The organism is Sphingobacterium sp. LRF_L2, from assembly GCF_965644235.1.
In the GTDB taxonomy this organism is placed as follows: domain Bacteria; phylum Bacteroidota; class Bacteroidia; order Sphingobacteriales; family Sphingobacteriaceae; genus Sphingobacterium.
The window spans coordinates 462517-475399 of the sequence record NZ_CBFFRI010000001.1; the positions used below are offsets into that span (position 1 = coordinate 462517).

The 12883-nt window shown below is 39.2% G+C and carries 9 protein-coding genes; 3 read left to right on the plus strand and 6 right to left on the minus strand.

All coding sequences use genetic code 11. The features are described 5' to 3' along the window. The first annotated feature begins 110 nt into the window (after positions 1–110). A complete protein-coding gene (locus tag ACSZOX_RS01905; protein ID WP_437918053.1) occupies positions 111–1721 on the plus strand; it encodes a family 43 glycosylhydrolase in 1611 nt (536 codons plus the stop codon). A 291-nt stretch (positions 1722–2012) separates the two neighbouring features. On the opposite strand, the gene ACSZOX_RS01910 is transcribed toward ACSZOX_RS01905, so the two are convergent. The 3 genes from ACSZOX_RS01910 to ACSZOX_RS01920 form a co-directional block, all read right to left on the minus strand. Beyond that, positions 2013–2300: a hypothetical protein gene (locus ACSZOX_RS01910; protein ID WP_437918054.1), complete on the minus strand. Its 288-nt coding sequence runs from the start codon at positions 2298–2300 to the stop codon at positions 2013–2015. 132 nt (positions 2301–2432) lie between these two features. Further along, positions 2433–3071, minus strand: a complete 639-nt coding sequence (locus ACSZOX_RS01915; RefSeq protein WP_437918055.1) for a YceI family protein — start codon at positions 3069–3071, stop codon at positions 2433–2435. Between the two features lie 104 nt (positions 3072–3175). Further along, on the minus strand, positions 3176–4003 hold the full coding sequence (locus ACSZOX_RS01920; RefSeq protein WP_437918056.1) for a hypothetical protein: 828 nt from the start codon (positions 4001–4003) through the stop codon (positions 3176–3178). A 21-nt stretch (positions 4004–4024) separates the two neighbouring features. Between ACSZOX_RS01920 and ACSZOX_RS01925 the strand changes: the two genes are divergently transcribed. Next, complete coding sequence (locus ACSZOX_RS01925) at positions 4025–4174, plus strand: cyclic lactone autoinducer peptide (protein WP_437918293.1); 150 nt, start codon at positions 4025–4027, stop codon at positions 4172–4174. A 1183-nt stretch (positions 4175–5357) separates the two neighbouring features. Here the strand turns inward: ACSZOX_RS01925 and ACSZOX_RS01930 are convergent. Both ACSZOX_RS01930 and ACSZOX_RS01935 read right to left on the minus strand, forming a co-directional pair. Beyond that, on the minus strand, positions 5358–6884 hold the full coding sequence (locus tag ACSZOX_RS01930; protein ID WP_437918057.1) for a hypothetical protein: 1527 nt from the start codon (positions 6882–6884) through the stop codon (positions 5358–5360). A 21-nt stretch (positions 6885–6905) separates the two neighbouring features. Continuing rightward, complete coding sequence (locus tag ACSZOX_RS01935; RefSeq protein ID WP_437918058.1) at positions 6906–9965, minus strand: SusC/RagA family TonB-linked outer membrane protein; 3060 nt, start codon at positions 9963–9965, stop codon at positions 6906–6908. Between the two features lie 475 nt (positions 9966–10440). Between ACSZOX_RS01935 and ACSZOX_RS01940 the strand changes: the two genes are divergently transcribed. Next, complete coding sequence (locus tag ACSZOX_RS01940) at positions 10441–11421, plus strand: hypothetical protein (RefSeq protein WP_437918059.1); 981 nt, start codon at positions 10441–10443, stop codon at positions 11419–11421. Between the two features lie 86 nt (positions 11422–11507). On the opposite strand, the gene ACSZOX_RS01945 is transcribed toward ACSZOX_RS01940, so the two are convergent. Continuing rightward, positions 11508–12746, minus strand: a complete 1239-nt coding sequence (locus ACSZOX_RS01945) for an MFS transporter (protein ID WP_437918060.1) — start codon at positions 12744–12746, stop codon at positions 11508–11510. Positions 12747–12883 lie beyond the last annotated feature (137 nt).

Sequence of the window (12883 nt, forward strand, 5' to 3'; positions counted from 1 at the left end):
AAAGTCTATTTCAACATATGTCGTAGAAAAAACAGGTTAGCACGGGTTGCGATCTTTTCGAAATTAAATTAATATTGTAACAGGTAAACCTACTTACTAGATTCTTTTTTATGAATACAGCATCGATCATCAAGACGATAAGCCTATTTTTAATTCTTCTCCCCTTTTTCGGGACAAGTCAAATCCATGAGAAACACAAAGCATATCATACTATAAAAAACAACAGCTTTTGGAATACCAAAGAAGGTGTAGCAATTTACAGTCAAGGCGGGGGTATTTTTCGGTTCAAAGATCCCAAAACGGGGCAACCAAAATATTATTGGTATGGAGTCCGTTATCAGGAAGCAGAGGCCTATCGAAAAGATCCCTCTATCACTTATGAGCATGCTACCTTTGCCGCAGTAACTTGCTACAGTTCTACAGACCTGGTAAATTGGACTTTTGAAAACAACGTCCTTCGTAAAGAGGAAACCAACAAGGAAGTAAAAAATCCATGGGTAGGTCGGCTAGGTGTGGCATTCATTCCGGAAATAGCTAAATATGCTTTATTTGTCCAACATCAGGCTCAAGTATTAGTAGCATTGTCCGATTCACCGACGGGTGAATTCAAGTGGCACCAGCTGATCAATATGGAGCCTATAATCGGAACGACAAATACCGGAGACCAAACTGTATTTACAGATGAAGACACCGGCATATCCTACTTAGTCTATTCTTACGGAAAGGGACGAAACAAAATTTATATTTCCGAAATAGGCATTAAAGACGGAAAAGTAGGACTACTCGATTGCACAGAAATTTTCAGAGGTGAAGGACGAGAAGGCAACTGCATGTTCAAATACCAAGGAAAATATTACATGAATGCATCGAACCTCTATGGCTGGGATTCATCTTTCGCGTATTACCTTGTTTCCGATAACATAAGAGGCCCCTACTTACCCACAAATGACATGCGAGTGATGCAAGGATCTGAAAAAGACTATGCTCATGTCACACAAACAGGATTTTTCGTTACGCTACGAGGTACCGAACAAGAAACTGTAATCTTCTGCGGTGACCGCTGGGCAGAATTTGCCGGTAATGGATTGGGTTATAATCAATGGTGTCCACTTTCGTTCGAAGGTGATGTACCCCAGTTTAATCCATTAAGTTCTTGGTTGTTGGACGTTCAAACAGCCAAATGGAAAGTAGGAAAGGACAATAATTACGTAAAAAATGGAAGTTTTGAAGCTGATCGTCGCCATATCCCAAGCAAAGTAAAACCCGTTCAAGAACAGTTGTTGGGCTGGACGACCTCGGTAATAAAAGGACATCCTATTTCTGTTACAGATTCACTTTCGCCTGTGCTAAACTATTTCAACAGTACTGCCGATCGCAAAATCGTAACAGGCGAAAAAAGCCTCCAAATTACCGACAACATAGACTTTAAACGTCAAGTTAAGCAAGAAATCAACGCAACCGCAACCGTAGCACTAGAAGATGGACGCTATACGCTTACCGCCACATTGAAAAATAGTGCCGGTTTTTCGAAACTGGAGATGTATGCCTCAAGTCAAGGAAAATATTATTATAAAAAAGTTAAAAATATAAACAAAAACTGGACGACGATTAAAATCGAAAACGTAGAAATAAAAAATGGGAATGTCGAATTGGGTTTCTTAGCAGAAGGAAAAGCACAGGCCTACTGTTATATAGATGATGTTTCTTTGGTAAAAAATTAAAAGGACTATTTAATCATTTCCTTTTTTCCTTATCTGCTTCTGAAAAACTTAATGATTGGTTGAAACGAATTGTACAGCAATAAAAAAAGCAACAGTAGCATACCAGCTACTATTAAAATCTGCCCCAGCAAATACACATGGATAATCTTGATAAATAAACCAGCTAATACAAAAAAGTGCAAGTATTACTATTTTTCTCTTTTGAACATATTTCATAACACAAATATAAAATAACATATATCTTTTAACAAAAACAGCATCAGAAAGATATTTACTGAGCTATGAAACTACTTAGTACTCTTTAATACGATACACAAGATTTCTGCCGACAGAATTATCTTTTTCTAGAATTTTGTGCAAATAGAGTTGGTGCAGAAAACTATGCACAGTTGCCCAAGAGATAGGCGTTTTACTTCTCAATTTTAGCCAAAATTGCTCTATATTCACAACCTTTCCCTCCGCGATAATTTCATCTAGAATCTGTAGACGTTTCAAACTAATTCGGCATCCTGCCCGTTCTAATCTGTTGATTATTTCTTCTTTTTCCATCTCGTCCAACATACCAATAATCGATTTCATTTATCAAATCTAATCAGGTTTATTTGACGAATTGCATTGATCAACAACATCGCTAGCTGATCACATTTTAGTTCTATCTTCTAAAAGTTGACCTTTTGGAGCAACTCTTAGAAGATAAAACAAAACTATTGTTTAATTGGGTGTATGAATAGCAGATAGTGCTATTTTAAAATTAATTTCTTTTGCAATAAGATCGTCTGCCTTACCCTCGTAGTTAATCCCCCAATCTCCTCGAACAATATTAAAATCTGCACCTAGTTTAATTACATGGCCTGTATTTTCAACAACATGTGCTTCGAAAGTAATATTCTTCGTGATCCCTTTGATCGTCAAATTACCCGATATCTTAAAAGCTTGATGTAGCTTTCCTTTTTCCACTGCCGTAATCTGAAAGTTTGCTGTTGGATATTTTTCGACGTCAAAAAAATCGCTGCCCTTTAAATGAGCATCCAACTTATTTTTTGCCTCCCCTTCTAAATCCGTCGTATGAATCGTCGTCAAATCAATATTAAACGTTCCACCAAGGATTAAACTATCCTTTAGCAGCAAAAATCCATCTTTAATATCAATCGTCCCCGTGTGTTGCCCCGTAACCTTTGCTCCAGTCCAAACCAGCTCCGATTGGGCCGTATCTACAACGAAAGAAACACCATCGGTCACATTACCAACAGCAACCGAATCTTTGGTATCTGCTTTTTCACCATTCGGATTATTTACACAAGAACTCACTAGCAGTAAGGCTAGTGCAGGAATTAATACCATTTTTTTCATGACTATTATTTTTTGTTTAATTAAATTAATCTTTAATCAGCTACATATTTATATAAACTCGCCGTCAGCGATTTAACGCCGATCTACACGATTTTACCTATTCCTTATTCTACGGTAAATGTGATTGTTTCAGCACCCGTATTATTGGTGACACGATCGAAAGCATATACTTGCAACGTATATCTGCCTTTTTTAAGTACTTTGGAAAATATCCCAGTAAATGTACTCGGTGAATCATATTTAAATAGAATATCTTCTTGTTTTATGCCTTCATATTTCAACAGGCCTCTCACTTCGATCGTATTCGCATCCCAAATCCCCCCAGGCGTTATCACACAACCACATTGTAACGCCAGGTGGTTTTTTACTATTAATTGACCATCTTTTATAGCCGACAGTTTCAAAGCCCCTTTTTCAGCAGGATTTTCAATGTCCACAATTAGGCCCGGTATTTCCAGCAACAACCCTTCACCTGTGATATGCCTACCGGGAATCACCCAAGTCTGCGTTGAAGCTATTATAGCGTCTTTTGTTTCATATTTAAAGCCTTTTTCATGCGATACTTTTTGCTTTTTTTTGTTGGAAGGTGCTTGTGCAGTAATTGTAACTAAAGTCGGTTCATTAATATTTAATTTTGCCACAAACTTTGCCGTAGAATCTGCTGTTAGTCGATCATAGCGATTTATAGGCTTTTCCAACAACAGCTTCGTATCCCCAGAATCACCTTCTGTTACACCCTCGGCCAGTAATTTACCTGTAACTGCATCATACACGTGTACAATTACCTCGCCGTAAGCTTTCGCGTGTTTAGTTCCAATAAATTTCGCATCCTTTGCTCGCGCACGTATTGTTAAATCTGTAGTCTGCGCCATTACATTTGTTACAGTGATCAACAATAATGCGATAACCGTCGTCATTTTAATTGTTTTCATTCGTATAATTTTTAGTGATAAATTAATAAGGATAATACAGCTTGTCTTTGGATCTTCCATCAACCAAAGGGTATTCTTTGTTTACCTTCTTCAGTTCTACTTTCACGGAATCTCCGTTTTGATTTATGCCAGATAGTAACCATCGATCTTTCAACCGATCATCGTAGCTAAAATGATATTGTTCCGTTGTGTCTGCTTTGTATTTCAGGACAAGTGTTTTCGCAATGGTATCTGCTTTGTAATAGTAATAATGTCTTCCGGCCACGCCCAATGTTTCTTTCAACGACCTCTCTCCTTGACGACCTTTTTTTAGCAAAACCGGCCTAGCCGTTTTAACACTCAACGTATTCCAATTTTCAAAGACAACATTCTGCCAACGCAGCGTGTCCAAATAGGAATACTCTAAACTATCATTGCCTAGTATAAACGATGGAACTTGGTAGTATCCCGCCCAAGCGGCAACTCCCTTTTCCTTCGGTAATTTATCCGATTCTCCTTTAGCGTACCAATCATACATACCAATCCCTCTTAGCAAAACTGCACTCGTGATGAACAATGCGAAGCCTCCCCACTTTGCGAGCTTTTGCCATCTTCGTTTAAATAAATCAGGTGCTTTACGGAGCACACCTGTCTTTCGAAGTACAAAGAAGTTCCACAACGCTTTATAATCATAACTAATCACTACAGCAAGGAGCAACAATAAAGTAAATGAGGGTTTTTGCACACCTGCATCGTAAAACACATTGACAAACAGAATAGGAACTGTGATGGATAACATTGCTAGAGCACCCAGAGTCGCTGTGCGTCGAAAAATTAAAAGGAAGGCTGCCAGCACTTCAAAAGTGCCACAAAAGATTTCAAAATGCGGCGCGGCACCTGTCGTTAGCCAATAGAGTTTCCACGGGTGAATATCTCCTAAATTTGTATTCAGATAACTTTCTGTCGGAAAAGGCATCTGAATCGGAAAAATTTTCTCTATCCCAAACCAGAACATCACGTCGGCAACTTTAAAACGCGCAAGCACCCAGGTCCAATAGAATAATTTATTGTATTGTTTATATTTCCTGTCTAACAATTCCCACAAATAACTAACAATAAAAAGCCCTATAAATAGGTAGATAAAGGGCAAAAAATCACGTTCGTCGCCACCTCTAGATAAGAATGCACCCAAATAGTAACGGTTATATACACCTAACGTAGTCGCTGATTTAAAAAATTGTACCCAGTTGACAGGAATGGTTACAATAAGAGTAAATAAGAAGAAAGCACGAAAGACTACTCTTTCATAGCGTTTCCATGGTTGTTGTATGTTTAAGTCGATTGCTGACATGGCATTTTTTAATTTGATACGTTATTATTCCGATAATTTCCAACCCTGATTTTTAGCAGTATTCACTTCCCCAAATTCGCCGAGCTCTCCAACACGTGCTATTCCACCAAAGGAATAGACGGATTTTTGTATCAACTCCAGTTGAGACTGCGGAAGAGGAAGTTCTGTAGGCGTGCCTCCTATCAGTAAATCATTTCTCCGCATAAATGTGAATGGCACAAGAGTTCCTCCAGCTAAATCAATCTCAATAGCATATTCATAATGGATTGCGGCAATAATATCCGACTTACTTGTAGCAACATTATCCTGCAATTTACCTTTAGCCTTCCGTGCACCAGTAGGCTCGTTGAGAATATTCGCAGCAGCCTGTAAGTCACCGAGTCCTAAAAATGCTTCTGCTCTAAGCAATCGAATCTCTTCATACAAAAAATAAGGATTTAGAGCTCCAACGCGATTCAAACTATTCTGTGTGTTGTACCATCTCTTTCTGTAATAATTAGAAGCTGTGACGGGTGCTCTTTCAGGATATTGCCCTGATCCTAGGCTCGCAGAATATGCAAAATATTGATCGAAGCGATCATCATCAGATTCAATTGGTGGAGGTATTGTAGGATAAGGATGTGCATTCAAAGGATTAGGCGACTTATCCGCAAGATAGGATAGCTTTATATCCACCCAACTCGCTCCAGCAATACCCGAGGTACGTGCTAAAGCGGAACTCAATAACGTATTGTAGTATCCACCCGTGGCAAATGTGACGATAAAATCAGCATCGATGCCTGCGTTTGCATAATTCAGCACTTTCTGCCAATGATCAGCTCCTAACGCTTCCGCCTCCGCGTTATCACGCGGGATAGAAGCGAGAATACGTGCAGCAAGAGAATTTGCCAGTCTGATAAAGCCAGTCTTATCCAATGAGACGCCTGGTATAAAGTCGAACTTAAAATTCGATTCCTGATTCACCAATTGAATGGCCAGATCAATATGTTTAAGTCCATTACGGATCAAGGCTTCGTAAGAGTCTGGAAAATCCGAGGTAGCCAGTAAATCGTCTACAATCAATCCTCTATCATAAACCGCCCCAAGATATCCCTGCGCCAAGCCTTTAGCAAAATGTGCAACAATTCTTGAGTCATTAGAGCGATCTGCTCCCGTCACATCGTATATGATTTTCCCTTGATTTTCAACGATATCCAATGCCAGTGTGGCATCTAAATTTGCCTGATAAAAACTAGTATATATTGCCAGCAATGGCGTATGCATACGATGTGCAGCATTATTAACAATCTCTAACCTAGGCTCTTCAGCAAAATAACGCACACCTCCAGCATTGGAAGTAGTCGTGATCTGATCTGCATAAATTGCAAGCACGTTGTTACCCGTCGTTGCACTAAAAGCATTTTGAATACTGCTGGTTGTCAATTTATAGCCTAGATCCGGGATACGGTCTACAGCCTGTTGATTAGTAAGTGTTGCCGGATTTTCAAAATCGATTTTTGCACAACCGCTTAATAGCAGGATCGTGGATATATAGAGTGTGATTATTTTCATAATATATTTCAACTGCATAAACTAAAATGTGACGGTCAACCTTCCACTGATAACTTTATAATTTGGATAATCAAAGCTGTCATAGAGTCCCTCTGGTGACACGCCATTGTATGTCGTCCAAGTATAAAGGTTCCGTCCCGTCAAAGCGATTTTTGCTTGACGGACAACTTTTGCGTTTGGAAACAATCGCTGTACAGGAAGAGCATATGAAACCGATAATTCGCGCAGCGAAAGATAACCAGCTTCTTCGATCCATAAATACTGCTCGCCGCCGTAAACAGCATCAACAAAAGCTAAAGGCAATCCATGGCGCAACAAATCTTCCGTAACCGTGGAACGGTATCGGTAAGTAATCAGCTGCTGTGTTCGATTTCTCTTATATCCTCCTTTTTGCCAGTCTAAAACGCCATAAAGTGAAAATCGCCCAAAAGTAACGGTATTGCTAAAGCCTAGGTTAAAATCGGATTGTGCACTACCTTGGTACGTTTGATTACCTGTATTTTCGTTATAATAGGCGACGGGTAATTCAGCAGCTGTCCCTAGTTTGTCTTTCTCCACAACATAACCTGCCGCATTGACGATATAATCATCCAAAGTCAACGTCCCATCCCCCGCATTGACAGCAATACCGTCTATCAGCTCAAGCTGATCTAAGGAAGTCAGATAATATGGACCGAAAAACTCCAAAGGATTATGTCCTACAGCCTTACGGAATCCTCCAGTAGCGGTAAACTCTGGCACCCCTCCTAAAGAAGTAATTTTACTTCTTACTTTACTAAACGTTATACCTGTGTTCCAACTAAACCTATTACGCACAACAACATTGCCATTGACTTCAAGCTCAAAAGATGTAGATCGTACGGAACCTAAATTGCTATAAATACTTGCCGATCCAGTGGTAGGCGTGAAAGCTGGCGCTTGAATGAAGTCATTTTTACTATTAGCAATAGCATAGTTCGACTGAATATTAATACTGTTGAACAGTACCGCATCGAAACCATATTCTATCTCCTCTGTTACAGCACGCTTTAACGCTGTATTTTCATTTTGAACATAACTTATTCCACCGGAACTTGAAATCTGTACCTGACTATCTTTCGCTCCAAAAGGAGGTAAAGATCCTGCTTGGCCATAGGCGACGCGTAGTTTCAATTCATTAACTGGACCTAAATTTATATCCTTTGTTACGCGATATGCAGCAGATACTCTTGGAAAAAAAGCAGTCGCTTCATCATCGCCGAACCTTGAACTCTGATCCAACCGCCCAAGTACATCAAGAAAAACCTTGTCCCTCCAACCTGATCTAAAATTCAGAAAATAGCCATAATTGACTGTTCGCTCCCAAGGCGAATTTATAGACCTGGTTTCAACTGCCGACACATTTAAACTTTTAACGGGTGCTGTTAAAGTATATCCGGAAGCTTCGATGCCCTCGAGCAAAGTTTCCTCATATACCCCTTTTAGAGCCGTTGCAAATTCAAAATCGCCAAACTTGTCCTCATAGGTGATTTGTAGTTGGCCATTTTTTGCTGTCGATGTCAATTCGTTCAAGCCATAGTAACCGTTGTTTAGGGTTAAATTAGCGGTCGGTGTTTGGAACCCCACAGGATAATAATCTTCCACTCGCCCTTGTTCCTTTTGCAATGCACCATAAACCTCTGCCTTGATTTTGTCTGTCAGTTTATAATTTACTCTACCACCTATCAGCAAGTTAGAAGCCTTGTTTGCATACTCACGTTTACTCAATACATAGAAAGGGTTAGGCACATCCTTATTCACGCTGTAGGATGTCCCGGTAGGGCTAACTAAGTAATTTCCAAGATCATCCTTTTCCGCAAGATCGATATATGGTTCATAAGTAAGTACTGGATATAGAAGCGTGTTATTATAAGAACCTCCTGTAAAAGAAGACGGTACGGCGATCGATTGTGAAGGTCTCGAATTGTTAAAATATTGGAAAATCACCTCCGTTTCGATGTTTTCGATAGGACGGTAACCCAAATTTAGTGAAAAAGCCTGTCGTGTGTCAGCTTCTTTCAAGGGTGTGATCAAGCTTCCTTTATGCTGATTCTGGAATGAGCCATACAACCTAAACTTATCTGTTGATGTACCCAACGAGACAAAATTGTTAACGTATTGGTTGGTCTTAAATAAGCTTCTTAAATTGTTATAGCTATTTTGGTAACTATTGAGATTTACCGAAAAACCATTGTCCTTATAATCGATAATGCGATTATTACCATTAAAAACAAAAGATCCATCGTCATTTACCTGATAGAAATGATATGGCGTCGTTTCAATTTCACGTTGGATGCTACTGCTTCCTATCTCGTTATCCACGACAATATTTAATCTGCCATTCCCCTTTTTTGTTATGACCTGTATCACACCACCTTCACCACGTGTTCCGTAGAGTGCAGAAGCTGCAGCTCCTTTCACCACTTCTATTGATTGGATATCCTGCGGATTTAAATCGGACAAGCCCAATCCCGTTACAAAGCCATCAACAACCAATAAGGGTGCTATATTCCCATATACAGACTTCGCCCCACGAAGATAGATCGTAGACTCCTGATTTCCTCCTGCTTGGTTGATTTGAATACCAGCCACTTTAGCACGCAAAGTTTGTGATGCATCGACAGCAGGCACGGTGTTAATTTGCTGTTCGTTGATCTTCGTTAAAGCAAATGACAATTTCTTTTGCGCAGTACCTGCCGAAACCCCGGTGATAACCACCTCTTCCAAATCCAGCGACTGCGCTCTTAATTCGATCACTGCTGGTGAAGAAGCTATCACCAGTGATTGAGCGATATAACCTATAAAAGAAACACGCACTTTAAAAGGCAATTTTTGCCCGGTTATAAATTGAAATTTGCCCTGCCGATCTGTTTTTACAAGGTGCGTAACAGATTCTAATTGAACCGTTACCCCTTCTATAGGTTCTCGAGTTTGCGCATCAATAACAGTTCCGATAAGAGATGCGTTGATAATAGGTTGTGTTTCCTGCCCATATGTTAGCTGCGACAAAATCAGCGACAAGAATAAAAGGTAAGAGTATCTCCGTACTCCAATTTTTTTCATATTTTTGGATGTTTAATAGTGAAAAAAACAAGCTCGCAACGCCAATTGATGACTTGTTTCGTTATTATTCGATCTAGAGGGAAGCAAACGCTTCCCTTTTGCTATTTATAAGCAATGAATGTTAATTCCGATAGTAGTTTACACGCATGTTAAAGGTTGATTTTTTAGTTGACATTGATTGTTATTTTCTTTTACGTTGTTAATGTTGGATAGTCCTATCCAAACACTCTTTACGATGTTTCGAAGGATTAGGTCAACAAATATATAACATAATCAATAGACTACCAAATTAATAGACTATTATACTTATATATAGTTCCAGTCGTCCTCCACAAGCTTAACTACAAATGGCAAAAGGATAAAAAATGGTTGCAGGAGCGCGAGCTATTACTTTTAAAAGAGTTCCTAAAAATACCCCAAATGAGGTATTTATTTAGTTGACCAGAATAACGTTCTTTACAAAAAACTGTCCATTATGAAATACTTAAAAGCGCTCATACTATGCTTTACTTGTACGCTAGCTCCTTCTTTACTATTTTCCCAAACCGCCATGAGCAGAGCGGAAGAAACCTTATTGGAGATACAAGAAATTCTACTGCGGTATGGAGCAACCGAACATGGAATCTATGAAAAATTTGAAATGACCTTAGAAGGTGACATTACTATATTAGCGAGTGACGAGGAAGGAGAAGAACATGTCATTCAATTTAAGCTCGGCCCTAAACTTAGTTATGTTTTAAAAAACGATGCGTATGTTTTTACGGAGCCAGGAAATAAAGCGACAATCACCAACGAAGAAGATAAAGAGAGCGTATCCAGCACTTTGGTATCTTTAAAATATGCCAATAAAGAAATTGCAGACAGATTAACTGTACTTTTCAACACGATGGATCAATCTTTAAAAGATGTAAAAACAGAGGCTGAAGAAAAGGAAAAAATAATCAAAGAAAACAAAGTTAATCTTTATCAGAAGATTAAAAATATGAATATCCAAGGTACTTTTACGACCGTGACTTTACCTAATACGCCCAATAAAGAAAGCAAAAGCTATACATTGTTTAAAAACCCGCTACAACTTAACGGTCTATTCTATTCAGGGTTTGCCTTTACGCCAAAAGAGGATGGTTATCTGTATTGGTACTTCCAAGCTCCTGCAAAACTGAGACCTAGCTTTTTCATCGCAGACACCGATAAAACTATCGATGACAGCGCAATAAGGTACTTCAGAAAAATGGCTTACGTACAATCTACGGATCCAGCTCTTTCTTCATGGGTTGTTCAAAAATCCAATGAAAAGCTAAAAAAAGGAAAAACATACGTACTTTGGTTTGAGAGTTCTTTAGCCGTAGACACTCCACAGACGTTCAAAGCTTCTTTTCAGCTACAGAGCTCGGATGAACAAAAAGTGGGCGATTTTTTCAAAGATCAGTTTCCTAACGTCCTTAATGATTTCTAACCTACAATTTATTAAGAAACACGTAGAGGGGGAAAAATCCCCCTCAGATAAACAAGAGCAGCTTAGTAAGATTTCATATAGCCTTCCTAAGCTGCTAACATTTTTTTCCGGGAAAGTTGCCATAACACAACAAAAGCCAATACCCCAATGATTAAATAAGCATAGCCCAACGAAGATTGATTATCAGGTTTCAAGAAACCGACAGCAGTATAACTGGCTATAGAAGTAATAATATAATTAACGCCTCCTGCTAAACCGCTTGCCATTCCTGCCATCGAAGGAAAACGTCCCAAACAAAAGGCAAAGTAATTATTGAACATAAATCCTACGCAGACATGTATCAAAAATGCAAACAGTAGTAAAGAAAAAATATTATCGAGCCAGAAACCAGTTACGATCATCGCGACAACAAATGCTAACTGTAGGTAATTGCTGATTCGTAGTTTCGGCAGAAAAGAAAGGTGAAGTAAACTTTTTCCAATAAATCCTCCACTCATCCAAGCCAGTCCCATAAGCAATGCGGCATAACCCGCAACCACCGGAGAAAAGCCCATTCCATGCTCTATAATAAACGAACCAGAAAGTCCAAAAATCATTGTGGAACCATAAGAAAGTCCACAGATTAACATCCCTGCGACAAATACCTTGTCCTTAAGCATCAATTTATAGTCATTCAATACGTGCTTGGGACTGAAACTCCGCCAAACTTTGACAGTTTCCCCCGAAAATATCCATTCCAGGATAAGCATAACCAACCCGTAACCTGCAAGCACATAAAAATTCGCTTGCCAGTTAAAATATTTCTCAAGGTAGCCCCCGATGAATGGTGCCAATACCGGAGCTGACGACCAAACGATAGACATAATACTCAAGTAATGCTTACGCTTTTCGCCCTCGTACACATCAACAAAAAAAGCACGCTTGGCGGTTACAATGAAACCGGTCGTAATTCCTTGTACAATCCGCATAGCATAGATCATTTCAATATGACCTGTGGATACAATCACCAGATTACTTAATACAAAAACGGCTAATGAAAACAACACCAACCGGAATCGTCCATAGCTATCAATAAGTCCACCCGCTATAAACTGGGAAGCGCCATAACTAATCAGAAACAACGTCAGGGTAAGCTGTATTGCTGCTTCAGACTGTTGCAGATCATGTGCCATATGCGGCATCGAAGGAATATAAATGTCGGTAATCAATCCCGATAATGGTATCAATAGGAACGCTAACCATGTCGCTATCTTGATATTGCCCTCGGGAAGTTTTCTTACATTAGTGAAGGATTTTGCCTGTATTGTCAAATCGTCGGTATGCATAAATTTAAACTGTATATTTCCACTGTGCAGTGGTTCTTCTTTTGGAATGATTGTATATTAGAAAGCTGCAAAGCTACTAATTCTAGCCTTGCTTTAATTGTGGAAATATAGTAGGAAAGTAAAATTATGAAATATAC

Bases quoted from the DNA above. Each gene is read 5' to 3' on its own strand.
- ACSZOX_RS01905 (WP_437918053.1), top strand. From the start codon at position 111: ATGAATACAGCATCGATCATCAAGACGATAAGCCTATTTTTAATTCTT.
- ACSZOX_RS01910 (WP_437918054.1), bottom strand. From the start codon at position 2,300: ATGAAATCGATTATTGGTATGTTGGACGAGATGGAAAAAGAAGAAATA.
- ACSZOX_RS01915 (WP_437918055.1), bottom strand. From the start codon at position 3,071: ATGAAAAAAATGGTATTAATTCCTGCACTAGCCTTACTGCTAGTGAGT.
- ACSZOX_RS01920 (WP_437918056.1), bottom strand. From the start codon at position 4,003: ATGAAAACAATTAAAATGACGACGGTTATCGCATTATTGTTGATCACT.
- ACSZOX_RS01930 (WP_437918057.1), bottom strand. From the start codon at position 6,884: ATGAAAATAATCACACTCTATATATCCACGATCCTGCTATTAAGCGGT.
- ACSZOX_RS01935 (WP_437918058.1), bottom strand. From the start codon at position 9,965: ATGAAAAAAATTGGAGTACGGAGATACTCTTACCTTTTATTCTTGTCG.
- ACSZOX_RS01940 (WP_437918059.1), top strand. From the start codon at position 10,441: ATGAAATACTTAAAAGCGCTCATACTATGCTTTACTTGTACGCTAGCT.
- ACSZOX_RS01945 (WP_437918060.1), bottom strand. From the start codon at position 12,746: ATGCATACCGACGATTTGACAATACAGGCAAAATCCTTCACTAATGTA.